Here is a 23,153-nt window from a genome sequence, read left to right on the forward strand (position 1 = left end):
CGGGCTGGTGTATATTCACGAGCCCGTTAGAGGGAAATAACAGAGAGACAACATGAGCACCTTGATTTTCACCGTCGCAGCCTATTTGATCGGCTCGATTTCGTTTGCCGTCGTGATGAGCCGCCTGTTCGGCCTGTCGGACCCGCGCACCTATGGCTCGAAAAACCCGGGCGCCACCAATGTCCTGCGCAGCGGCAGCAAGAAAGCCGCCATCGCGACCCTGCTCGGCGACGGCGCCAAGGGCTGGCTGGCCGTCTGGCTGGCGATCAACATCGGCCCGGATTACGGCCTCGACGACGCCGGCATCGCCCTGGTCGCGATCGCCGTCTTCCTGGGCCACCTGTGGCCGGTCTTCTTCCGTTTTGTCGGCGGCAAGGGCGTCGCCACGGCGCTGGGCGTGCTGCTCGGCCTGAATGTCTGGCTGGGCCTGGCCACCCTGGTGACCTGGCTGGTGGTGGCCTACGCCTTCCGCTACTCGTCGCTGGCCGCACTGATCGCGGCCGTGTTCGCCCCGTTCTATTACGGTCTGCTGTTCGGCGTGAACGAAATCCTGTTCGCCGTCGTCGCCATGAGTTCGCTCCTGCTGTGGCGCCACAGCGCCAACATCGCCAACCTCATCGCCGGCAAGGAATCGCGGATCGGCAGCAAGGCCGCCGGCGCGAAGAAGAACTAAGTCCCGGGAGGCCGGCCCCGTTGATTCCTTCACAAGCATCCCCATATCGGGCCAAAGCCGGCGCTTCCTGCGCCGGCGCCCCATGAGGAAGGCGGTACAACGTGAGCAAGCAATTGAGGATTGATTTCGTGTCGGACGTGTCGTGCCCCTGGTGCGCGATCGGTCTCAAGGCACTCGAACAGGCCTTGGCCAAGGTCGCCCCCGACGTCAGCGCCGAGATCCACTTCCAGCCCTTCGAACTCAATCCCGACATGGGTCCCGAAGGCCAGGACATCGTCGAACACATCACCGAAAAATACGGCGCCACGCTCGAGCAGCAGATCGCCTCGCGCGAACAGATCCGCCAGCGCGGCGAAGCGGTTGGCTTCAGCTTCGACATGGCGCGCCGCGGGCGCATCTACAACACCTTCGACGCCCACCGCCTGCTGTTCTGGGCCGAGTCGCAGGGCCGTCAGCACGCGTTGAAGCTGGCGCTGCTGGAGGCTTATTTCACCCACGCCGAAGACCCGAGCTCGCGCGAGCTGCTGGTGCGCGTGGCCGGCCAGGTCGGCCTCGACACCGCCGAGGCGCAGCGGGTTCTCGAGACCGGCGAATACGCCGACGAAGTGCGCGAGACCGAGCAGTTCTTCCAGCGCGCCGGCATCCGCTCGGTGCCCGCGGTCGTGATCAACCAGCGCCACCTGATTTCGGGCGGCCAGCCGCCGGAAGTGTTCGAGCGCGCGCTGCGGGAGATTGCGGCGCAGTCGGATGCGCCGCTGATGTGATGTTTGCGCCCGTTCACGCGTGCGTTGAACGCGTGGGCGGCGCAGCCGCCCACCCTACATCCTGCTGCAAACGTTCCGGCATACCCGTAGGGTGGGCGGCTATGCCGCCCACGCGTTCAACCAGCTCCGGCAACCGCGCGCTGCTTCAAGCCCCCGGCACCAGCTCCAGCACCACCGGCTGGTGATCCGAGGCCGCCGTCTCCGACTGCACCTCGACCGAGGCCACGCGCCGCGCCAGGTCCTCGGTGACGAAGAAATAATCGTAGCAATCTGGCTTGTCGGGCCACGGATAGCCGTGCAGCCCGGCGGTCGGCGCGCGAATGGCCCCGGCGTGGCGCTCGCCCCAGGCGTCGACCAGGGTCGGCGCGCCATCGATGCCGGGCGCGAGCAGCGCCTGGTAATCCGCGTCGCCCGGCGCCATGTTGAAATCGCCGCAGTAGATGGCCGAGGCCGGCCGCTCGCCGAGCTGGTAGGGCGCGTCCATCTCCGGATGCGCCGCGAAAATCCGCGCGCGGGCGGTCGCTTCGGCGTGCAGCTCGCGCAGCCGGTGCACTTGCGCCAGGCGCTGCAGCGGTGAATGGTATTCGAGGTGGGTAGTGACGAGACGCAGTTTGGAACCCGGCGTATCGAGCACGACATCGATCGCGCCGCGCGGCATGCCGGGCGGGCGGCCAGGGTCGGCCGGCCAGGGCAGCATGTGGCGCTGGGCCTGGGTGATGCGGTATTTCGAGAGGATCAGGTTGCCGAACAGGCGGGGAACGTTGTTGCGGTATATTTCGCTGGGTGCGTGCTCGACCGCGTGAAAACCGCCAAAGGCGCCCGCCAGCTGCTTGAACTGGTTGGCGGTGGCGCTGCCCTCGAGCTCGGGATGATTGGCGGCGACTTCCTGGAGGCAGATGATGTCCGGGTTCAGCTTGCGCAGCACATCGATGATCGCGTGAATACGGATGCGCCCGTCCTTCCCACAACCCCAGTGGATGTTCCAGCTTACAACGCGCATGTAGGACCTCCCAGAACTGAACCGCCAGAGTTTGCCACCGTTTGGGGCAGGCCGGTCACACGGTAGGATCGTTGTCAGCGTTGCAAGTTCAACAAATGACTAGGCAGCTTCCAGTTCGTCGAGCGGCCAGCGCGGACGCACATTGAAGCCGTAATCGCGCGTGGCCAGCGCTGGATTCTTCTCCAGGCGCAGGGCGCCGGCAAAGGCGATCATCGCGCCGTTATCGGTGCAGAACTCGAGCTCCGGATAGTAGACGCGGAATTTGCGCTTGTCCGCAGCCGCATTCAATGAGGCGCGCAGCTGCGCGTTGGCGCCGACGCCGCCGGCGATCACCAGGCGTTTCAGGCCCGTGTGGCGCAGCGCGTTGACGCATTTCGCGGTCAGCACGTCGACGATGGCGTCGACGAAGCCGCGCGCGATGTTGGCCTTGTCCTGCTCGCAGATATTCGCGATGACCTTCTCTTCGTGGTTCTTCACCACCGTCAGCACGGCCGTCTTCAGGCCCGAGAAGCTGAAATTGAAGTCTTTCGAATGCAGCATCGGGCGCGGCAGCGTGTAGGCGGCGGGGTCGCCGAATTCGGCCAGGCGCGAAATCGCCGGCCCGCCCGGATAACCCAGGCCAAGCAGCTTGGCCGATTTGTCGAAGGCTTCGCCGGCCGCGTCGTCCAGGGTTTCGCCCAGCAGCGTATAGCGTCCGACGCCGTCCACGCGCATCAGCTGCGTGTGGCCGCCCGAGACCAGCAGGGCGATGAAGGGAAAGGCCGGCCGGTCGGTCGCCAATAAAGGCGAGAGCAGATGGCCTTCCAGGTGGTGCACCCCGAGCACCGGCTTGTCCAGGGCCAGCGCCAGGCTGCAGGCGACCGAGGAGCCCACCAGCAGCGCGCCGGCCAGGCCCGGTCCCTGGGTATAGGCGATGGCGTCGATGTCGCCCTTGGCGATACCGGCGTCGTTCAGGGTTTGTTCGAGCAGGGGCAGGGCGCGCCGGATATGGTCGCGCGAGGCCAGTTCCGGCACCACGCCGCCGTACTCCTCGTGCATCGCGACCTGCGAATGCAGGGCATGGGACAGCAGCCCGCGCTCGGTATCGTACAGAGCCAGGCCGGTTTCATCGCAGGAGGATTCGACGCCGAGAACAATCATGGGAAATGCCGGAAGGGGGAAGCGGAAGCAGGCATTGTAAAGCACATGCGCCGCCCCCGCCCGCGTCCGTCAAGCGTGAGGACGCGCCAGCAGCTCCTTGTGCGCATTCCTCAGCATCGTCACCGTGTCGTCCCAGGCGATGCAGCCGTCGGTCACCGAGCAGCCGTACTTCAACTGCGACAGGTCCGCCGGGATCGGCTGGTTGCCGGCCACGATGTTCGACTCGATCATCACGCCCACGAGCGACTGGTTGCCGTGCTTGATCTGCTGGATCACGTCCGACATCACCAAAGGCTGCAGCTCCGGCTTTTTATAGCTGTTCGCGTGCGAGCAGTCGACCACCAGGTTGGCCGGCAGGCCGGCTTTTTTCAGGGCCTGCTCGGCGATCGTGACCGAGACCGAGTCGTAGTTCGGGCGGTCGCCGCCGCCGCGCAGCACCACGTGGCCATAGGCATTGCCGGCCGTGCGCACGATCGAGACCGCGCCCTTGTCGTTGATACCCAAAAACGCGTGCGGATTGGCCGAGGACAGCACGGCGTTGATCGCGATGCTGACGTCGCCGTCGGTGCCGTTCTTGAAGCCGACCGGGGTGGAGAGGCCCGAGGACATCTCGCGGTGGGTCTGCGATTCGGTGGTGCGCGCGCCGATCGCGGTCCAGGCAATCAAATCGCCCAGGTATTGCGGCGAAATCGGATCGAGCGCTTCGGTGGCGGTCGGCAGGCCGAGTTCGCACACATCGATCAGGAACTGGCGCGCGCGTTCCATGCCGACGTCGACCTGGAAGGAGTCGTCCATGAACGGATCGTTGATATAGCCCTTCCAGCCGGTGGTGGTGCGCGGCTTTTCGAAGTACACGCGCATCACCAAGAGCATGGTGTCGGCCACTTCGTCCTGCAAGGCTTTCAGGCGGCGCGCATAGTCCAGGCCCGCTTCCGGATCGTGGATCGAGCAGGGTCCGACGACGACGAACAGGCGCCCATCCTTGCGGTCGAGGATGTCGCGCAGCGCTGCGCGGCCATTCATGACGGTGGCGGCGGCGCGCTCGGAGATCGGCAGCTTGGCGTGCAGCTCGGTCGGGGTCGGCATGCGCCCGAACGAGGTAACGTTGGTATTTTCAATATCTGGCGTAATGAGCATGGTGCGGTCCGTTGGACAAATCGATCAACGAGTGTAGCGCCAAAAATGCTTATGTGCAGCAAACAGCGCAAAAGCAGGGACGATGCATGAGGGTGTAAGCTGGCGATATGGATACCACAACACAGAACAAGCCCTTCCCCGCCGCCCGCTTCATCAAGGAGATCGGGCGCGGCGTCAAGGGCGCGCGCAGCATGACGCGGGAAGACGCAGCGGCACTTTACGGCGCCATGCTGGAGGGGCGCGTCTCCGACCTGGAATTGGGCGCCATCCTGCTGGCGATGCGCATCAAGGGAGAATCGGTTGAGGAGCTGGCCGGTTTCATGGATGCCGCCGAAGTCTCGTTCGCGCCGCTGCCCGCGCCCGGCGGCGAATTCGCGCCGGTGCTGATACCCAGCTATAACGGCGCGCGCAAGCTGGCCAACCTGACCCCGCTGCTGGCGCTGCTCCTGGCGCGCGAAGGCGTGCCGACCCTGGTGCATGGCGTGCGCAGCGACCCGGGGCGCGTCACCACCGCTGAAATCCTCGCCGAGCTGGGCCTGGCGGAAGCCTCCACCAGCGCCGCCGTGCACGACGCCTTCGATGCGCGCCGTCCGGCCTTCATGCCGATCGAGACGCTCGCGCCCAGCCTGTCCCACATGCTCTCGCTGCGGCGCATCCTCGGCGTGCGCAATTCCACCCATACCATCGTCAAGATCCTGCAGCCCTTCGAGGGCGCGGCGCTGCGCCTGGTCTCGTACACCCATCCGGAGTACCTGCAGGCGCTGGGCGACTACTTCCTCACAGCCGCAGCGCCTGAGCGCGGCGATACTTTCCTGATGCGCGGCACCGAAGGGGAGACGGTGGCGAACCCGCACCGCGCGCAGCAGATCGACTGGTTCCATGGAGGGCAGCGCACGCTGCTAGTCGAGCGCGATGCGCCGGCCGACCTGCTGGCCGAGGTGCCCGAGGCGCGCGACGCCGCGGCCACCGCCGCCTGGATCGCGCGTGCCCTGCGCGGCGAGGCGCCGGTGCCGCCCTCGATCCTCGCCCAGGTGGCCGCTTGCGTGCGCGCCGCACGTGCATTGCGCGCCCCTGCCTGATGTCCCGGGACTGATCGCCCGGCTGCATGCCTTCGCTGCCCCGTTCGCGGGCAGCACCTTCCTGACCCAATAATCGCCAGGCGACATGCGCTCAGGGCGGCGCCATGCCCGCTTGCGATCCACGGCGTGGCAGTTTCGCATCGAATGTTGGATTGCAACAACGATCATGAACACAAACAAACTGCAATCTTCAGTTTTCTCTTATTGCGCCTTTTTTAACACCGTTGTGCCCAACGTTGTTCATTTGCCCATGAATTGGCTGTATGTACGCATAACTTTTTAGCATTGCCCTATAGGCATGCTTGTCTATTCATGTGGAATTAACAATTAGTGACTGAAAGTACAACAATTTAGGTAGGAACTGTCTGACAAAAGAATGATTTACGGCAAAAAGCGGGATATTATTTTCTTGCACCATAGCAAAACGATACCGTAAAGCAATTCGGCAGCGTTCTAATCCGACACTATCGCGTTCGGTCTCGTTATTAGATAAGTCCGGCTCCAGGGCCGGTCCTCCAAAACTTGAAGGATGACTAGCATGACCAAGAACTCCCGCTTCACCTCGAACGCCTTCCGTCTGGCCGTCCTGGCGCTGGCAATCGCCGGCTCGGGCAGCGCCATCGCCGCCAATGCAGTGGCCACCTCGACCAGCACCGTCATCACGGCGATCAACATCGCCAAGTCGGCCGACCTGGCCTTCGGCAGCTTCGCCGCCACCGCCGCCGCTGGAACAGTCACGATTACCCCTGCGGGTGCCCGCACCTCGACCGGCGTGGTCGAGGTTGCCAGCACGCCCAGCGCAGCGAAGTTCGACGTCACCGGCCAGTCCGGCATGGGTTACTCGATCAGCGTCGTCGCCACCCCGCTGAGCGACGGCGGCAGCAACTCGATGACCTTCACGCCGATCAGCGCCCTGACCGCCAGCACGTCCACCTCCGGCACCGTGTCCGTGGGTACCCTGACCGGCGGCGCCCAGAGCATCTACGTCGGCGGCGTGCTGACTGTCGCTGCCAGCCAGGCGGCGGGCAGCTACAGCGGCACCGTGACCGCGACTGTCGACTACAACTAAGGGCAGGGGTAGCGGCGCGGTCCGTTCTTGATCATGCTGGTAAGCCGTTACCGTTTCATCGGGGTCGCGAGCATCGCCGCGCTGGCGCTGCTCGCTGCCCCCGCTCGCCATGCGCTCGCCCAGCAGCTCACACTGAGCAATACCCGGGGTCTCGACTTTGGCCGCTTCGTCGCCGGCGCCGGCGGTACCGTGATCCTCGCTCCGAACGGCGCGCGCTCGCGCACCGGCGCCGTCGTCCTGCTCAATTCCCCGACTGTCGGCCAGGCCAGCTTCAATGCCATCCGCGCCAGCGGCAACAAGAGCGCCGTCATCATCACCATACCGGCCAACGGCAGCATCAGGCTCAACAGCGGTACCAACAGCATGGCCGTCAACAATTTCGTCAGCACGCCCGCGTCAACCGGGTCGGTCCAGACGCCGATGACGATGTCGGTCGGTGCGACTCTCGTTGTGGCGCCGAACCAGGCGCCCGGTACGTATTCCGGCACGTTCAACGTCACCGTCAACTACCAGTAACCCCATCCACCATCGCCAGCGCCACGTCGGCGTAGCGTCGTGAAAGGATCCCCTCATGTTTTCTTCCTGCTTCGCCTCCGTTACCGCCACACGCCTGGCGCAGCGTGCCCTGGCTGCCTGCCTGCTGCTGGCGCCCTTGCTGCCCGCCCACGCCGAGCTGATGCTGCATCCGACCCGCATCGTGTTCGACAAGAACGCGCGCGCCGCGCAGATCGAGTTGATCAACACGGGCACCAAGCCGGCCAGCTACCGCATTTCGCTGGTCAACCGCCGCATGACCGAGGCCGGCCAGTTCGAGCCGGCCGAGACAGCGCAGGATGGCGAACGCTTCGCCGACGAGATGCTGCGCTATTCGCCGCGCCAGGTCACCTTGCTCCCCGGGACCGCCCAGACGGTCCGTGTGATGCTGCGCAAACCCGCCGAGCTGGCCGAGGGTGAGTACCGCTCGCACCTGCAGTTCGACAAACTGCCCGAGGTCGAGGGCAATGCCAGCATCGAGAACCAGGCGGCGGGCAGCGCCGGGATCGGCGTGGTGCTCAACGCGCTCGTCGGCGCGTCGGTCCCGGTCATCGTGCGCCACGGCGCCCCCAGCGCGGGCGTGAGCCTGGCCGGCCTGGCCCTGCAGCAGGACGAGGCCCGGCGTCCACAGCTCGCGCTCGAGTTCGCGCGCGAAGGCGGCAGCTCGGTGTATGGCGATGTCAGCGTCACTTTCACCAGGAACGGCAAGACCCATAGCCTGGCCCAGATTGGCGGCATTGCCGTGTACACCCCGAACCGCGTGCGCAAGGCGACGCTGCCATTGCAGGTGCCGGCCGGCCTGGCGCTGGCCGGGGGCACGCTGGACGTGAGCTACCGCGACCGGCCCGAGGCCGGCGGCAAGCTGCTGGCGCAAGCCAGCCTGGCCCTGCCTTGAGGTGCAGGAGGCGGCTCAACCGCCTCCGCGGTCCATGCAATCACTCCGAATAGGCATAGTTCTCGCCGCGCTGGTGCTGCTGCCGGCGAAGAAGAACGAGGCGAACCTGGTCCTGCTCGAGGTGCGCCTCGGCAGCCAGGTGCTGTCCGACGCCGTCACCGGCTACGAGATCGGGCGCGACGTCTTCCTGCCGCTGGGCGAGATGGCGCGCCTCCTGACCCTGGCGATCCGCGTGACGCCTGGAGAAGGCCGCGCCAGCGGCTACATCCTGGCCGAGCAGCGCAGTTTCAGCCTCGACCTCGCAGGCAAGTCGGTCGACATCGCAGGCAGCCGCGAAGCGCTCGACCCGGCCCAGGTGAGGCGGGAAGGGGACGAGATCTATGTCGCCAGCCGCTTGCTGGCGCGCTGGCTGCCGGTCGACCTCGACCTCGATATGTCGAGCCTGACCCTGAAGGTGCGCCCGCGCGAACAGTTGCCGCTGCAGGCGCGCCTGGCGCGGCGCGAGCGCGGCAGCCTGCCGGGCACGCCCGGCGGCTATATCGATCCCGGCTATCCGCGCCTGGCCACGCCCTACCGCCTGGCCGACGTGCCCTTCATCGACCAGACGCTCGGGTTCTCGTTCGACAAGCGCGGCGGCCGGCCGCGGTCGGAGGCGTTTTACACCGGCTACCTGACCACCGATTTGCTGGGCATGGAAGCGGCCCTGTACGCCAGCCGCAACCGCCACGATCCCTCGTCCGGAATCCGCCTGACGCTGGGGCGCAATGACCCGGACGGCGGCTTGCTCGGCCCGCTGCATGCGCGCACCGCGCTGTTCGGCAGCGTGCCGCTGCCCGGCGTGGCCAACATCTCGTTCTCCAGCCCGACCGGGAACGGCGTCGCGCTCAGCAACCGTCCGCTCGACCAGCCCACCAGCTTCGACCGCCACACCTTGCAGGGCGATTTGCCGCCCGGCTGGGATGTCGAGTTGTACTACAACGAGGCGCTGGTGGGTGTCCAGCAGTCGGGGCCGAACGGCAAGTACAGCTTTGCCGACCAGCCGCTGGCTTACGGCCCGAACGAATTCCGGCTCGTGTTCCATGGCCCGCTGGGACAGTCGCGCGTCGAGCGGCAGTCCTTCCTGCTGGAGCAGTCGGCGCTGCCGCGCGGCGCGCTGTTCTACGACCTGGCCGCGCACCGCGACGAGGAAGGGCGCGAACGCGTGCTGTCCCAGTTCGAATGGGGCATGAGCGAACACCTCAACCTCACCGGCGGCTGGCAGCGCGTGCCCTTGTTCGATACCGCGCGCAGCTATGCCAACCTCGGCCTGCGCAGCTACTGGCGCGACGTCATCCTGACCTTTGATGCGGTCAAGGCCGATGACGGCGGCAGCCTGGCCCAGCTCGCCCTGAAGACGCGTGTCGGCAATGTCGCGCTGTCGGCCAGCCACGCCCGCCTGGACGGCTTCGCCAGCGAATTTTTTACCAACATCAGCGACCCTGTGCGCAGCCGCGACGAAGTGCGCGCCGAGGGCGTGCTTGCGTTTGGGAGCGCCAACCTCTTCCCGCTGTCGCTGCAGGGACGGCGCGACGTGCTTGCATCGGGCCTCGAGAACCGGGAAGTCCAGGCACGCCTGTCGGCCTACCGCAACGGCACGGCCGTCAGCAACGCCCTGCGCTGGCAATGGCAGGGCGGCTACAAGCGGACCGACGGACTGCTGCAGGTGAGCCGCCGGGTCGCCGGCATCGGCCTGACCGGCCAGCTGCAATACGCCCTGGCGCCCGAGGCCGAGCTGGGCAGCGCGGCCGTCTCGGCGGACTGGTACCTGCCCGACGGCTACCTGTTCAACCTGGGCGTGGCGCGCATGTTCCAGGACGGCGAAGTGCGCGCGACCGGTTCGCTCAATAAAAGCCTGGGCAGTTTCGGCCTCGGGGTGAGCGGCTATTATTCGAGCGAGCACCAGTACGGCGTCGGCGTGCAGCTGTTCATGGCGATGGGACTGGAGCCGCGCAGCAGGCGCCTGTTACGGGAGGCCCAGCCGATGGCGAACACGGGCGCGGCCTCGCTGCGCGTCTTCCTCGACAAAAACCTGAACGGCGCCATGGACGAGGACGAGGAGGGGATCGCAGGCGCCGGCTTCGTCGTCAACGGCGCCCACTATGGCGTGCGCACCGACGCGAGCGGCCTGGCCTGGCTCGCTCGCTTGCCGGCCAACCAGCACACCGACATCGGGATCGACCCGAACACGTTGGAGGACCCGCAGTGGCAGTCGAAGCTGCCTGGCGTGCGGATCGTGCCGCGCCCGGGCAAGGTCAGCCAGGTCGATTTCGCCGTCAGCGTCACCGGCGAGGTCGACGGCACTACCTATTTGATCAGCAAGAACGTGCGGCGCCCGATGGGCGACCTGCAGCTCGAACTGGTCGATGCGACCAGCAAGGTGGTCAGCACCATGACCAGCGCCGCCGATGGCTATTACGTCATGACCGGCATCTACCCCGGCGAGTATTTGCTGCGCATTGCCAAGAGCCAGCTCAAGCGCCTGGGCCTGCAGGACACGGGCATGCACATCATCACGATCAAGCGCGACGGCACCGTGCTCAATGGCCGCGACCTCCACGTGCGCGGCCCGGACGACGCTTGAGGGGTGTCGTTTGCCGCCGCTCGATTTGGCGGCCCGCCACGCAGCATAGGTGCGAACGTTTACAATGGCGGGTTTGAATCTGGCGGCAGCAGCTCATGGCAAAACAATTCGATGTAGCGGTAATCGGCGCAGGCGCGGCCGGAATGATGTGCGCGGCGATCGCCGGCGCACGCGGCAAGCGCGTGGTGCTGATCGACCACGCCGAGAAGCTGGCCGAGAAAATCCGCATCTCCGGCGGCGGACGCTGCAATTTCACCAACATCAACGCGGGGCCGGCAAACTTTTTGTCCGAGAACCCGCATTTCTGTAAAAGCGCGCTGTCGCGCTACACGGCGCAGGACTTCCTCGCGCTGGTGAAAAAGCACCGCATCGGCTACCACGAAAAACACCGCGGCCAGCTGTTCTGCAACGATTCGAGCGAGCAGATCATCGCCATGCTGAAGGCCGAGTGCAGCGCCGCCGAAGTCAACTGGCGCATGCCCTGCCAGGTGCACGGAATCACGAAAGAGGCCGACGGCTACACCGTCGCCACCGATCACGGCGACATCGAGGCCGAGAGCGTGGTGATCGCCACGGGCGGCCTGTCGATCCCGAAAATCGGCGCCACCGACTTCGGCTACCGCATCGCCACCCAGTTCGGTTTGCCGCTGGTCGAGACGCGCCCGGGCCTGGTGCCGCTGACCTTCGACGGCCCGAGCTGGGAGGCGTTCGCGCCGCTGGCCGGCATCGCGCTCGAGGTGGAAGTCTCCACCGGTTCCGGCAAGGGCAAGAACGCCAGGCGCGGCCTGTTCCGCGAAGATTTGTTGTTCACCCACCGCGGCCTGTCCGGCCCCGCCATCCTGCAGATTTCCAGCTACTGGGAGCCGGGCACGCCGATCGTCGTGAACCTGCTGCCGGAAATGGATGTTGCCGAAGAGCTGATCGGCTCGAAGACGACGGTGAAAAAACAGCTCGGCAACGTGCTGACCCAATGGTTGCCGGCGCGCCTGGTCGAAAGCCTGGTGGCCGCCAACGGCCTCGCGCTCGACGCCCGCCTGGCCGACATGCCCGACGCCAAGCTGCGCAAGCTCGGCGACGCCATCAACCGCTGGGCCATCGTCCCGACCGGCTCCGAAGGCTACCGCAAGGCCGAGGTAACCCTGGGCGGCGTCGACACGCGTGCGCTGTCGCAGCAAACCATGATGGTCAAGGACGTCCCTGGCCTCTACTTCATCGGCGAATCCGTCGACGTCACCGGTTGGCTTGGGGGCTATAATTTCCAGTGGGCCTGGGCGTCGGGTTACGTCGCCGGCCAGAGTGTATAAAGTCTTCCCGCAGCCCATGCATACCCTGTATTAAATTCATCACACCGGCGTAATCTCTTCCACTGCTCCTTAAAAGCTGCTAGAATTTCGTTCTTCCTAAATCCAACGGTTTCATTTTTACATGACCACTATCCGCCTTAAAGAAAACGAGCCGTTCGAAGTCGCAATGCGTCGCTTCAAGCGCACCATCGAAAAAACCGGTCTGCTGACCGAACTGCGCGCACGCGAGTTCTACGAAAAGCCAACCGCAGAGCGCAAGCGCAAGCTGGCCGCTGCCGTGAAGCGTCACTACAAGCGCATCCGCAGCCAGCAGCTGCCTAAGAAACTGTACTAAGACTGTCCAGCCGGGCTTGTACCGGTGACAGAGCAAAAGGCTCGTCCCGGCAGCCGCTAGGAAGTCCTGTGAACCCGCCCTGGTTGTTACCCCGGCGGGTTTTGTTGTTTGCCCCCATCGATTCGGAGAAGCCATGAGCCTGAAAGAACAAATCACCAACGACATGAAGGCGGCAATGCGCGCCAAGGAAGCCGGCAAGCTCAACACGATCCGCCTGATCCTGGCCGACATCAAGCGCAAGGAAGTCGACGAACAGATCGAGCTGAACGACGATCAAACCGTCGCCATCGTCGAAAAGATGATCAAGCAGCGCAAGGATTCGATCAGCCAGTTCGAAGCCGGCAACCGCCAGGACCTGGCCGACATCGAGAAGGCCGAACTGGAAGTGCTGGCCACCTACATGCCGGCCGGCCTGTCGGACGAAGAAATCGCTGCTGAAGTCACTGCTGCCGTGGCTGCCTCGGGCGCCGCCGGTCCGCAGGACATGGGCAAGGTCATGGCCATCGTCAAGCCGAAGCTGGCTGGCCGCGCCGACATGACGGTCGTGTCGAGCCTGGTCAAGAAGGCCCTGTCCGGCGCCTGATGCAACACAACCGGGCCCGAACGAGCTGGTCTCGCGCGGGCTTGTTGTAAATCAATTTACTGCGAGCGCTGCGGTATAGTCTGACCTTAGACAAACACGACTCAAGCCTCTTACGTGATTCCGCAATCCTTCATTACCGATCTGCTCAACCGCGTCGACATCGTCGACGTCGTTGGGCGCTACGTCCAGCTGAAAAAGGGCGGCGCCAATTACATGGGGCTGTGTCCTTTCCATAGCGAAAAGTCCCCCAGCTTCACCGTCAGCCCGACCAAGCAGTTCTATCACTGCTTCGGTTGCGGCGCCCATGGCACCTCGATCGGTTTCCTGATCGAATACTCGGGCATGGGTTTCGTCGATGCCGTCAAGGACCTGGCCCAGAACGTGGGCATGGTCGTGCCCGAAGCCGACGACAAGATCCCGCCGCTGCAGCGCGCCGCCCAGCAGGCGCAGTCGCAATCGATGAGCGAAGCGCTCAGCCAGGCCTGCGACTACTACCGCGCCCAGCTCAAAAGCGCGCCGAACGCCATCAGCTATTTAAAGAACCGCGGCCTGACCGGCGAAGTCGCGGCCCGCTTCGGCATGGGCTACGCGCCATCGGGCTGGGACAACCTGCGCACCGTGTTCTCCGATTACGACGCGCTGGCGCTGGTCGAGTCCGGCCTCGTCATCGACAAGGTGGACGAGGACGGCAGCAACAAGAAACGCTACGACCGTTTCCGCGAACGCATCATGTTCCCGATCCGCAATACGAAAGGGCAGGTGATCGGCTTCGGCGGCCGCGTGCTCGACAGCGGTGAACCGAAATACCTGAACTCGCCGGAAACCCCGCTGTTCCAGAAGGGACTCGAGCTGTACGGCCTGTTCGAAGCGCGCCAGGCGATCCGCGACGCCGGCTATGTGCTGGTGACGGAAGGCTATATGGACGTCGTCGCGCTGGCCCAACTGGGCTTCCCGCAAGCGGTGGCGACCCTCGGCACCGCCTGCACCAGTACCCACGTGCAAAAGCTGCTGCGCCAGACCGACAACGTCATCTTCAGTTTCGATGGCGACAAGGCTGGCCGCCGCGCCGCGCGCCGTGCGCTCGAGGCCTGTTTGCCGCAGGTATCCGACAACAAGACCATCCAGTTCCTGTTCTTGCCGGAAAAGCATGACCCCGACAGCTTCGTGCGCGAATTCGGCGGCGATGCGTTTGCCCAGGAAATCAACGACGCGATGCCGCTCTCGCAATTCCTGCTGCGCGAAGTCACGGGCGAACACGATTTATCGACGCCGGAAGGCCGCGCCGCGACCCAGTACGACGCCAAGCCGCTGCTGCAGTCGATGACACCCACCTCGCTGCGCCTGCAGATCGTGCGCGGTTTGGCCAGCATCACGGAATCGTCGCCGGCCGAGATCGAATCGCTGTTCGAACTGTCCAAGCCGGTATCGGTCGCGAGAAAAGCGCCGCCGCGCCAGGGACGGCCGGAGCCGGTCGGCCTCGAGCTGCAGATCGTGCGCATCCTGGTCGCGCATCCGGCGCTGTCGCTGAACTTCGACGAAGCCGCGCTACAAGCGTTCGACCATTTCGGGCAAGACTCGGCCGATGCTTTGCGTTACCTGGTGAGTATTGCCCAGGCTCTGGGTGAATACGGCAACTTCGCGGCACTGTCCGAGCAGCTGAAAGAGGGCGGCAGCGACTACGACCGCATCATTGCCGAGATCGCATCCGAGCCGGAATCAGACCCCGATGCCGACCGCGTCTGGTTGTCGAGTGCAGTGAGGCAAATCAAGATGGATGCACTAAAACAGGAGTTGAACCAGTTGTTTTCCAAGGGGCTGACCCCAGATCAGGTGAGCGCTCGCTATCGTGAAATCACAGCTCAGCAGGACCTCTTGGCCCGCGAAGCTGCTGCTGAGATGAGCCCCCGATAAGGGTGTGTTACAAAGTCAACAAGTGGGCTCCGTGCAACTTGGAAAAAGAGGGGTGCGTGCTATAATAAAACGCTAACTATTGCAACCTTTGAAACGAATTTCGTGTCGAAAGGGGTGTGGAGTTTCAGTTAGCGCAGCAGTGTTGTACGCTGTTTGCAGCGTGATGTAAGGTAACAAAACTTTATCTTTAACCATCGTAAAGTTAGTCGTTGTGACATCGAAAGCGCCTGTGCCAACCAAGAAACCCGAACCCAAAGTGGCTGCCAAACCCACCAGAGCGTCTGCCCAGGCAGACAATGCACAAGACAAAGCCGATGTTCGCACAGCGGGCACCGCCCCTGTCGTCAGCCAGACTACCGATGCCGCCACCCTGGCAGCCATCGATACGTCCGGCTACGTGCTTCCTTCCGTCAAAGTGCCGGGGCGCCGCGGTCGCAAACCAAAAGAATTCACGCCTGAGAACGACGAAGTCGCCGCGCTCAACGCCGTCGAACGCGCCGAACTGAAAGCCGTCGACAAGGCCAAGGCCAAGGACCGCAAGGCCAAAGAAAAAGCCCTGCTGAAAGACGCGTTCTCGTCGGACACCGAAGCGAGCGAAGAAGAAATCGAGCTGCGCCGCCAGAAGCTGAAAACGCTGATCAAGAACGGCAAGGAACGCGGTTTCCTCACCTACGCGGAAATCAACGACCACCTGCCTGAGAACATCGTCGATCCGGAAGCGATCGAAGGCATCATCGGCACCTTCAACGACATGGGCATTGCCGTGTACGAGCACGCGCCCGATGCCGAAACGCTGCTGCTGTCCGACAACGTCGCCACCGTCACCAGCGATGACGAAGCCGAGGCCGCCGCGGAAGCCGCGCTCTCGACCGTCGACTCCGACTTCGGCCGCACCACCGACCCGGTCCGCATGTACATGCGCGAAATGGGCTCGGTCGAGCTGCTGACCCGCGAAGGCGAAATCGAAATCGCCAAACGCATCGAAGACGGCCTGCGCGACATGATCCAGGCCATCTCGGCTTGCCCGGTCACGATCGCCGAAATCATCTCCGCCGCCCAGCGCATCGAAGCCGACGAAATCAAGATCGACGAAATCGTCGACGGCCTGGTCGAAGAAGAAGGCGCGGTCGAAACGTCGCCTTCGGCTGTCGTGCCTTCCGACGACGACGACGAGGACGACGAAGCCGAAGCGGAAGAAGAGGGCGAGGAAGAAGAAGCCGCCGCTACGCCAGGCGCCGCCGGCTTTTCCGCCGAGCAGCTCGAAGCGCTGAAACAGGCTGCACTGGTCAAATTCAACACCATCGAGTCGCAGTTCGACAAGATGCGCAAAGCCTACGAAAAGGACGGCTACAGCTCGAAAGCCTATGTCAAGGCGCAGGAAGCCATTTCCGACGAACTGCTCGGCATTCGCTTTACGGCCAAAGTCGTCGAAAAGCTGTGCGACACCCTGCGCGGCCAGGTCGACGAAGTGCGCCACATCGAAAAGCAGATCCTGGACGTTGCGGTGAACCGCTGCGGCATGCCGCGCGCCCACTTCATCAAGGTCTTCCCGGGCAACGAGACGAACCTGGAATGGGTCGACGGCGAAGTCAACGCCGGCCACGCCTACAGCGCCATCCTGGGCCGCAACATCCCGACGATCAAGGAACTGCAGCAACGCCTGATCGACCTGCAAGCGCGCGTCGTGCTGCCGCTGCCGGACCTGCGCAACATCAACCGCCAGATGGCGGCCGGCGAAATGAAGGCGCGCAAGGCCAAGCGCGAAATGACCGAGGCCAACCTGCGCCTGGTGATCTCGATCGCGAAAAAATACACCAACCGCGGCCTGCAATTCCTCGACCTGATCCAGGAAGGCAACATCGGTCTGATGAAGGCGGTGGACAAGTTCGAATACCGCCGCGGCTACAAATTCTCGACCTATGCGACGTGGTGGATCCGCCAGGCCATCACCCGCTCGATCGCCGACCAGGCGCGCACCATCCGTATTCCGGTGCACATGATCGAGACCATCAACAAGATGAACCGCATCTCGCGCCAGATCCTGCAAGAGACGGGCGCCGAGCCGGATCCGGCAACGCTGGCCATCAAGATGGAAATGCCGGAAGACAAAATCCGGAAGATCATGAAGATCGCGAAAGAGCCGATCTCGATGGAAACGCCGATCGGCGACGACGACGATTCGCATCTGGGCGACTTCATCGAGGACAACAACACGCTGGCCCCGTCCGACGCGGCCCTGCACGCCTCGATGCGCGGCGTGGTCAAGGATGTGCTGGACTCGCTGACTCCACGCGAAGCGAAGGTGCTGCGCATGCGTTTCGGCATCGAGATGTCCACGGACCACACGCTGGAAGAGGTCGGCAAGCAATTCGACGTCACCCGCGAACGGATTCGCCAGATCGAAGCGAAGGCCCTGCGCAAGCTGCGCCATCCATCGCGCTCCGACAAGCTCAAGAGCTTCCTCGAAGGCAGCAACTGATCTGGTCAGCTAAAGCTTGACGGCGCTACAGTAAAAGCAATATCCTCTCGCCACTCTGCTCCACGGTACCGCACCGCAGGAGCAGGTGGCGAGGTCATTTTGCCACTGTCCCGATTTCTGGGCCTCTAGCTCATGCTTGGTTAGAGCAGCGGACTCATAATCCGTTGGTGCCGTGTTCGACTCACGGGAGGCCTACCAATATTTGTGCCAAAAATGAAGGGGTTACGGTGTTCCGTAACCCCTTTTTGTGTCCGTCCTCGGACTGCACTGCGTCTTAAAGTACCGGGGCTGGCGGCAGGGTTCCCGGAACGTATCCCAAAGAATGGGCTGGCACAATGGTTGTCGCTCGGGGGAAGGGCAGGCGCAGATCGATGAAAGGTAACATCATCTTCGAGGTCACGGTCTGGCACTGGCCCGTTTCGGCTGGGTTGCAGATGCGGACTTGAACAAAGCGGATGCAGGTAGGCGCGCGCGGATTGCTCATGCAGATCTGCCTGTTCGCCGCTGCATCGTTTGGCCACAATGCCTCGGGTATCACGGCCAGGTCAAAGCGCAGGTATTCCAAGCGAACATGTTGGTCCGTAACAGGACTCCCCAGAACGAGCTCTCCAGGCGAGCTGCGTAGGATTCCGTATTGCCTTACCCGGGCGGTGGCGTCGGTGTCGCGCGGATAGACGTTGACTGCCACAGCGGCGGTCCTGCGGGTGACCTCATGCAGGGTGTTAATGACAAACAGGAGGCGCGCCAGTTCGATGATGCCGAACACAAACATGAAAAAGATGACCGCGAGCATTGCGAATTCGACTGCAGCGGTGCCTGCCTGTTTCTTGACTGGGCGCCAGGCGGTGCGCCGCGACAGCTTAGTTGCCGACATAGCGCATGGTGTAATTAGCGGTGATCGGCAGGCCGTACCATCCAGTGTCGATGATGCCGAAGGGGTCGAACATCGAAATCGAAAAATTGACGCGGACGGTTGTGGGAACCGTGCCGGGTAACTTGAAACCGCAGTGCGAGGTATCGCAGAAGGTTTCGAGCCCCCCAATTTGGGAACTCGGTGAAGCCTCGGCGATTTCGCGTCGAATGATCTCCTGGGCCAGATTCCCTGCCGCTAGGGCCGAGGCTGGCGTCATCATTTCCGATACGGACACGGTCGACAGGTAGCGGGCAGCGTCCTGTGCCGCTTTCTGCGCCATCGTGTAATGCCAGAATATGCTTGCAATAAAAAAACCCATCATCAGAAATGCGATGAGGATCGGCAGGAGCAGGGCGCACTCGATCGCAGCGACGCCGGCTTGGTACTTCGTCGATCTGCGCACTGCAGGAGAAGGGAATGTGTTCATGGGAAGAGCTCCACGTGGCCTGGCAACGATTGCAGGGGAATTAATCCGGCGAATTCGCCGACGAGACTCTCATCCGTCGCCGGTACGGTCATGAAAAATTTCCCAACTGCGAGCACGGTGGCCGGTGTGTTCGCGCCTGAGGGCGCTGACGGACTGCACGCAAGCAGTGGGATGTTCAATACCCGCCGATACGGGACGGCCATGGGCTTGTTTGCGGGGCTCGGAGACTTGTAATAACCGCTGGCCGCGGTAGCCGAAAGGTAGGGCGTCGGGGGCGACGACGGGTAAGTCGACGAAGTGGGACCTGCCGGGTACAGAGAAGGCCATTCGGTGTGCGAAAACGTTGGATAGCCGCCGGCGGGCTCGGGCGCAGTCAGCGGGGAGGGAGCCTTGACGGCCTTCGCATATGCCCATAAAGGGCCGTACTCTCCAGGTGACACTGGTGGGGTCGGCAAATCGACGACCGGCTCGCTCTTGCCGCGCTCTGTCGTCACCGCCACAGCGGCGGCCCCTGTGTTGGGATTCATCCACTTGACGACGTTCTCCTCATCGTATGCGTACGATTTGATGTTGATGTCGGGGGCGTTGCCGCTTGGGTCGCAGGAGGTATTTGCATAGGCGTCAAAACGTGTGTTGAGCGCAGCACGCAATGCTGCAAGTGGGGATGCGCCTGGAAGTTCGGAGACGTGGAGTGCGCCGCCTGTGATCCGTCTGACCCACATGGAACCACTGCATACGAAAGGTGCAAGCGCTGGGAGGTTCAAGGCTTGGCTGGTTGCACCGGGTTCGGAGACGGGGTTGATTGCGAAACGGGCCGGCGTAGTGCTATTTGGATTGAGCTTCATCAGGTCGTAGCTGATTCCGCGACGAAATCCATATTGCACCAGCTCGGAAAGTACAGGCCCCGCCGGACGCGCTGCGGCGGCGTCCGGGGACATGGCGCAGACCGCGATGGGCATCGCCTTCACCGATGTCCTTCCCGCGATCGCACTGTCGCTGAGCCTGACGGTCGCCAGATTGGCGTCGAGGATCCTGATGAAAAAGGTACGGACTTCGCCAATGGCTGGATCGAGACCTGCAGTATCCACCCGCGCAAAAAAGAGCTCCGCCGCCTGGACTGCACCAGCCGTTGCAACCCAGGTTCCGCTACGCGAGGAGCTGGTGCCGAAAGTGAGGGCGTTGTCGTTCCAGGTAAAGGCGGTGCCGCCACCATAATTGTGGTAGCGCAGATTTGCTACAGCAGCATTCGCTGCGTTCTTCGCCGCCACAAGTCCCGCAGGAGTGCCGTCGAGCTCGCGGGCAGCTGCCAGCGCGGCCGCCTTGGCGACGCCGTTCAGGTCGACTTTGCGGTTGTAAATCTGCCCGATATCCACGGCAAGGGCCCAGAAACCTATCATCACGAGCAGCAATGGAACGAACATCACGGCAAAGGCACCGCCCTGCCTGGGACGCCTGTTTTTCGCCTTGCGCGATTTGCTGGCCAGGGGATGTGCGTTAGCGTGGCGCTGTGCACGAGATGCGTTCTGCCGGGATGCCATGCTTGCCTCATATTCTTGAGACCGTTGAAATGCTCGGTAGCTTTAGCTTGAGAAAATTAACTCTGACGGGTTGTAAACGCACAAGCTGAACGTCCAAACCAGTGCTGACTGAGTGTGAACGACCGCAGATTGCACTGCAATCAGAGTGTCTTGGAACATTGATTGGAATCATCATTCGGAACAGACGCGCGCGCTCAGCGAGCAGCCAATGCGCCGGGAAGGCCAGCCAAAAAAGAAAGGGCTTACGCGAATTTTCTGCGTAAGCCCAGTTGAGCGAAGCGCGGGTGCTCACACCCGCTTCAAGCCCCTGACGTAAATCAGGTAATACACCATCCCCACCAGCACGCCGCCCCCGACAGCATTCCCCAGCACCACCGCCGCCAGGTTGCGCGCCATTCCCAGCGCCAGCGCAGCGTCCTGCCCCTGGTCGAGCAGCAGCGCCAGCGAAAAGAAGTACAAATTGGCGACGCTGTGCTCGAACCCTGCGGCAATGAAGGCCGAGATCGGAAACAGGAGCACTACCACCTTGTCGAATACGCTGCGTCCCGCCATGCTCATCCATATTGCAAGGCAGACCAATGCGTTGCACAGCACGCCCTTGAAAAACGCGGTCCAGAACGGCAGCGCCGCCTTGCCGGCGGCGATCGACAGATAGGCCTGCCCGACCTTGCCATCGTTGTGCGTGGCGTGATCGGCAAGGTAGACCAGCACGGCGAGCCCGGCGGCGCCGACCAGGTTTCCGAACAGGACGATGGCCCAGTTGCGCAACACCTGGCTTGTCGTGATCAGCCCCTGTGCCCGCGCCATGACCAGCAGGTTATTGCCGGTGAAGAGTTCGGCGCCGGCGACCACGACCATGATCATCCCGAGGCAGAACACGGCGCCGCCCAATACCTGCCGGGCTGCGAAGCCGAGGGTGGGATCGGAGCGGACGACGACGTAGTACAGCGCGCCCAGCCCGATGAAGGCGCCGCCCAGGATGGCGAGCATTATTTGCGGCAGCAGCGGCAGGCCCGCCTTCTTGACCCCGCTTTTCCTGACGAGGGCGGAGACCTCCTGCGGCGAAAACGCGTCGAAGCCGAACAATGGCTCCGCACCACCCGCGTCTTCCTTCAGCCTTCCCGGGCTCCGGGGAGGGGCGTCGCCGGCAGGCTGCTGGCTGCGCTCGTTCATAGCATGAGCACCGGAACGATGTTGACGAACAAGATCTTCACGATGGTCATGCCCGGGAAGATCATGGCGTAGCCGACGTCCGGCTGGTCGGTCGGGGCCAGCTTGTTGGCGTAGGCGAGGATCGCCGGGTTGCCGGTAGCGCCGGCCACGATGCCGGCCACCTGGTCGTAGGGCATCTTGAACATGAACAGCCCCATCAGCAAGACCGGCATCACCAACGCCAGTACGGCGACGGTGGCCAGGCCCAGCATCAGGAAGCCGGTGGCCGAGACCGTCGCGGCGAACTTGGGACCGGCCGACATGCCGACCTGGGCCAGGAACAGCGTCAGCCCGAGGTTGCGCATGACCAGGTTGGCCGACAGCGGGATGGTCCAGTTCACGGGGCCGGTGCGGCGTAGCTTGCCCAGCACCAGGGCGGCGATCAGCACCCCAGCCAGGCCGAAGCTGACCTTGCCCAGTCCCGGCATGGTGATGCTGATCAGGCCGATGATGATGCCGAGCGCCATGCCGAAGCCGATCGAAATGTAGCTGAACTCGGCCATGGCCTTGATCGAGTCGCCGAAATACTTGCGCATCGCCGGGAAGTGGCCGCGGTCGGAAAACAGCCCGACCCGGTCGCCGGTTTCGAGCACCAGGTCCGGGCTGGCCAGCAGGTCGGCGTCGCCGCGCCGCACGTGCACCACCAGCGATCCCGCGCCACCGGGCAGCTCGAGGTCGCCGAGCCGGCGGCCCACCACCGACGGCTTCGAGGCGAACAGGCGGATGTAGTCGAGCTCGCTGCGGTCCTCGCTGATGCGGCCCGGGGCCGCTTCACCCAGGTCGATGCGTACGCGGTCGAGCGTTTCCCGGTCCGGGCCCACGGCAAGCACCACGTCGTCCTCGCCGATGATGATGTCGGGCGAGGCGACCAGGTTGTGATGCTGGTGGCGCAGCGAGACGATCTGGACGCCCGCCGGGAGGGCGCTCATCACTTCACCGAGCTTCCTGCCGATGTGCTGGGGATTGCGCAGGGCGATCTCGAGCAGCTCCATGTTGGCGCTGGTTTGCTCGATCTTCGGTTTCATGAACATGAAGGTGAGATACAGGATCAGGATCGGGCCGGCCACCCCGAACGGATAAGCGACCGAGTAACCCACCGCCGCATCGTTGTTGCCGAGCGTGCTGATGGCCGCCTGCAGGGTGGCGGTGCTGGTGCCGGCGCCGGCGAACAGGCCCAGCGCGTGGCCGGCCGTGACGTAGCGGATGAACAGCACGCTGACCACGCCTGACAGCAGCACCCCGGTGAGCGCCATGATGTTGGCCTTGAGTCCCTTCATGCTGGAGAGGCCGATGAAAAACTGCTTGCCGTACTGGATGCCGATGGCATACAGGAACATCGCCAGGCCCAGCGTCCCGACCATGGGCGAGGGCGCCGACTTCGGTGCGAACCAGCCGATGGCGAGCGCGACGAAGAGCACCGCGCCCACTCCCAGGGAAAATCCTTTGATGTTGATTTCGCCGGCCAGGTAGCCGAGTGCAATGGTGAGGAACAGCGCCATCAACGGCTGCTGTTCTAGCAAGCTCTTGATGAATTCCATGAT

The 23,153-nt window shown here is 63.7% G+C and carries 20 protein-coding genes and 1 tRNA gene; 13 read left to right on the forward strand and 8 right to left on the reverse strand.

All coding sequences use genetic code 11. From position 1 onward, the window contains the following. Nucleotides 1–52 precede the first annotated feature (52 nt). Nucleotides 53–673: a glycerol-3-phosphate 1-O-acyltransferase PlsY gene (plsY, locus tag NMB41_RS03760; protein WP_494381147.1), complete on the forward strand. Its 621-nt coding sequence runs from the start codon at nt 53–55 to the stop codon at nt 671–673. A 101-nt stretch (nt 674–774) separates the two neighbouring features. Further along, nucleotides 775–1,437: a DsbA family oxidoreductase gene (locus NMB41_RS03765; RefSeq protein ID WP_494381148.1), complete on the forward strand. Its 663-nt coding sequence runs from the start codon at nt 775–777 to the stop codon at nt 1,435–1,437. A 145-nt stretch (nt 1,438–1,582) separates the two neighbouring features. Here the strand turns inward: NMB41_RS03765 and NMB41_RS03770 are convergent, their stop codons facing one another. The 3 genes from NMB41_RS03770 to NMB41_RS03780 form a co-directional block, all read right to left on the reverse strand. Further along, nucleotides 1,583–2,437 (reverse strand): endonuclease/exonuclease/phosphatase family protein, encoded by an 855-nt coding sequence (locus NMB41_RS03770; RefSeq protein WP_494381149.1) that lies wholly within the window; start codon nt 2,435–2,437, stop codon nt 1,583–1,585. A 99-nt stretch (nt 2,438–2,536) separates the two neighbouring features. Then, on the reverse strand, nt 2,537–3,577 hold the full coding sequence (gene tsaD / locus NMB41_RS03775) for a tRNA (adenosine(37)-N6)-threonylcarbamoyltransferase complex transferase subunit TsaD (RefSeq protein WP_494381150.1): 1,041 nt from the start codon (nt 3,575–3,577) through the stop codon (nt 2,537–2,539). Nucleotides 3,578–3,646: 69 nt separating this feature from the next. After that, nucleotides 3,647–4,714, reverse strand: coding sequence for a 3-deoxy-7-phosphoheptulonate synthase (locus NMB41_RS03780; RefSeq protein WP_494381151.1), 1,068 nt, complete (start codon nt 4,712–4,714; stop codon nt 3,647–3,649). 107 nt (nt 4,715–4,821) lie between these two features. On the opposite strand from NMB41_RS03780, the gene ybiB reads away from it, so the two are divergent. The 11 genes from ybiB to NMB41_RS03835 all read left to right on the forward strand — a co-directional run bounded on the left by ybiB (nt 4,822) and on the right by NMB41_RS03835 (nt 17,720). Further along, nucleotides 4,822–5,793, forward strand: coding sequence for a DNA-binding protein YbiB (ybiB, locus tag NMB41_RS03785; RefSeq protein ID WP_494381152.1), 972 nt, complete (start codon nt 4,822–4,824; stop codon nt 5,791–5,793). A 538-nt stretch (nt 5,794–6,331) separates the two neighbouring features. Continuing rightward, on the forward strand, nt 6,332–6,862 hold the full coding sequence (locus NMB41_RS03790; RefSeq protein WP_494381153.1) for a DUF4402 domain-containing protein: 531 nt from the start codon (nt 6,332–6,334) through the stop codon (nt 6,860–6,862). 33 nt (nt 6,863–6,895) lie between these two features. Further along, on the forward strand, nt 6,896–7,378 hold the full coding sequence (locus NMB41_RS03795; RefSeq protein WP_494381154.1) for a DUF4402 domain-containing protein: 483 nt from the start codon (nt 6,896–6,898) through the stop codon (nt 7,376–7,378). Nucleotides 7,379–7,433: 55 nt separating this feature from the next. Then, a complete protein-coding gene (locus NMB41_RS03800) occupies nt 7,434–8,291 on the forward strand; it encodes a fimbrial biogenesis chaperone (protein WP_494381155.1) in 858 nt (285 codons plus the stop codon). A 34-nt stretch (nt 8,292–8,325) separates the two neighbouring features. After that, the gene (locus tag NMB41_RS03805) at nt 8,326–10,911 is read left to right on the forward strand and encodes an MSCRAMM family protein (RefSeq protein ID WP_494381156.1); all 2,586 of its coding nucleotides are present in this window, start codon (nt 8,326–8,328) and stop codon (nt 10,909–10,911) included. A 95-nt stretch (nt 10,912–11,006) separates the two neighbouring features. Then, entirely contained in the window at nt 11,007–12,215 is a 1,209-nt protein-coding gene (locus NMB41_RS03810) for a BaiN/RdsA family NAD(P)/FAD-dependent oxidoreductase (RefSeq protein WP_494381157.1), read from the forward strand. 121 nt (nt 12,216–12,336) lie between these two features. Continuing rightward, nucleotides 12,337–12,549 carry a 30S ribosomal protein S21 gene (gene rpsU, locus NMB41_RS03815; protein WP_005665410.1) on the forward strand — a complete coding sequence of 71 codons (213 nt, stop codon included), beginning with the start codon at nt 12,337–12,339 and terminating at the stop codon, nt 12,547–12,549. A gap of 133 nt (nt 12,550–12,682) precedes the next feature. Continuing rightward, on the forward strand, nt 12,683–13,132 hold the full coding sequence (locus tag NMB41_RS03820; protein ID WP_494381158.1) for a GatB/YqeY domain-containing protein: 450 nt from the start codon (nt 12,683–12,685) through the stop codon (nt 13,130–13,132). 114 nt (nt 13,133–13,246) lie between these two features. Next, nucleotides 13,247–15,043, forward strand: coding sequence for a DNA primase (gene dnaG / locus NMB41_RS03825; protein ID WP_494381159.1), 1,797 nt, complete (start codon nt 13,247–13,249; stop codon nt 15,041–15,043). Between the two features lie 256 nt (nt 15,044–15,299). Continuing rightward, complete coding sequence (gene rpoD / locus NMB41_RS03830; protein ID WP_494381160.1) at nt 15,300–17,522, forward strand: RNA polymerase sigma factor RpoD; 2,223 nt, start codon at nt 15,300–15,302, stop codon at nt 17,520–17,522. A gap of 119 nt (nt 17,523–17,641) precedes the next feature. Then, nucleotides 17,642–17,720: transfer RNA gene (locus tag NMB41_RS03835), tRNA-Ile, on the forward strand. A gap of 76 nt (nt 17,721–17,796) precedes the next feature. Here the strand turns inward: NMB41_RS03835 and NMB41_RS03840 are convergent. The 5 genes from NMB41_RS03840 to NMB41_RS03860 form a co-directional block, all read right to left on the reverse strand. After that, nucleotides 17,797–18,315, reverse strand: coding sequence for a TadE family protein (locus NMB41_RS03840; protein ID WP_494381161.1), 519 nt, complete (start codon nt 18,313–18,315; stop codon nt 17,797–17,799). Between the two features lie 67 nt (nt 18,316–18,382). After that, nucleotides 18,383–18,862 (reverse strand): TadE/TadG family type IV pilus assembly protein, encoded by a 480-nt coding sequence (locus NMB41_RS03845; protein WP_494381162.1) that lies wholly within the window; start codon nt 18,860–18,862, stop codon nt 18,383–18,385. Further along, nucleotides 18,859–20,400, reverse strand: coding sequence for a pilus assembly protein TadG-related protein (locus tag NMB41_RS03850; RefSeq protein ID WP_494381163.1), 1,542 nt, complete (start codon nt 20,398–20,400; stop codon nt 18,859–18,861). Before NMB41_RS03850 ends, NMB41_RS03845 begins: the two co-directional genes overlap by 4 nt. Before the next feature lie 288 nt (nt 20,401–20,688). Next, entirely contained in the window at nt 20,689–21,573 is an 885-nt protein-coding gene (locus NMB41_RS03855; RefSeq protein ID WP_494381164.1) for a formate/nitrite transporter family protein, read from the reverse strand. After that, a complete protein-coding gene (locus NMB41_RS03860; RefSeq protein WP_494381165.1) occupies nt 21,570–23,150 on the reverse strand; it encodes an aspartate:alanine exchanger family transporter in 1,581 nt (526 codons plus the stop codon). The genes NMB41_RS03855 and NMB41_RS03860 overlap by 4 nt, the downstream gene beginning before the upstream one ends. Nucleotides 23,151–23,153: the final 3 nt, after the last annotated feature.

Source organism: Massilia sp. FBCC-B171, assembly GCF_059134155.1.

Bases quoted from the DNA above. Each gene is read 5' to 3' on its own strand.
- NMB41_RS03770 (WP_494381149.1), bottom strand. From the start codon at position 2,437: ATGCGCGTTGTAAGCTGGAACATCCACTGGGGTTGTGGGAAGGACGGG.
- NMB41_RS03800 (WP_494381155.1), top strand. From the start codon at position 7,434: ATGTTTTCTTCCTGCTTCGCCTCCGTTACCGCCACACGCCTGGCGCAG.
- NMB41_RS03805 (WP_494381156.1), top strand. From the start codon at position 8,326: ATGCAATCACTCCGAATAGGCATAGTTCTCGCCGCGCTGGTGCTGCTG.
- NMB41_RS03840 (WP_494381161.1), bottom strand. From the start codon at position 18,315: ATGCTCGCGGTCATCTTTTTCATGTTTGTGTTCGGCATCATCGAACTG.
- NMB41_RS03820 (WP_494381158.1), top strand. From the start codon at position 12,683: ATGAGCCTGAAAGAACAAATCACCAACGACATGAAGGCGGCAATGCGC.
- NMB41_RS03790 (WP_494381153.1), top strand. From the start codon at position 6,332: ATGACCAAGAACTCCCGCTTCACCTCGAACGCCTTCCGTCTGGCCGTC.
- NMB41_RS03850 (WP_494381163.1), bottom strand. From the start codon at position 20,400: ATGGCATCCCGGCAGAACGCATCTCGTGCACAGCGCCACGCTAACGCA.
- NMB41_RS03795 (WP_494381154.1), top strand. From the start codon at position 6,896: ATGCTGGTAAGCCGTTACCGTTTCATCGGGGTCGCGAGCATCGCCGCG.
- NMB41_RS03855 (WP_494381164.1), bottom strand. From the start codon at position 21,573: ATGAACGAGCGCAGCCAGCAGCCTGCCGGCGACGCCCCTCCCCGGAGC.
- NMB41_RS03845 (WP_494381162.1), bottom strand. From the start codon at position 18,862: ATGAACACATTCCCTTCTCCTGCAGTGCGCAGATCGACGAAGTACCAA.
- ybiB (WP_494381152.1), top strand. From the start codon at position 4,822: ATGGATACCACAACACAGAACAAGCCCTTCCCCGCCGCCCGCTTCATC.
- NMB41_RS03780 (WP_494381151.1), bottom strand. From the start codon at position 4,714: ATGCTCATTACGCCAGATATTGAAAATACCAACGTTACCTCGTTCGGG.
- tsaD (WP_494381150.1), bottom strand. From the start codon at position 3,577: ATGATTGTTCTCGGCGTCGAATCCTCCTGCGATGAAACCGGCCTGGCT.
- rpsU (WP_005665410.1), top strand. From the start codon at position 12,337: ATGACCACTATCCGCCTTAAAGAAAACGAGCCGTTCGAAGTCGCAATG.
- NMB41_RS03810 (WP_494381157.1), top strand. From the start codon at position 11,007: ATGGCAAAACAATTCGATGTAGCGGTAATCGGCGCAGGCGCGGCCGGA.
- plsY (WP_494381147.1), top strand. From the start codon at position 53: ATGAGCACCTTGATTTTCACCGTCGCAGCCTATTTGATCGGCTCGATT.
- NMB41_RS03860 (WP_494381165.1), bottom strand. From the start codon at position 23,150: ATGGAATTCATCAAGAGCTTGCTAGAACAGCAGCCGTTGATGGCGCTG.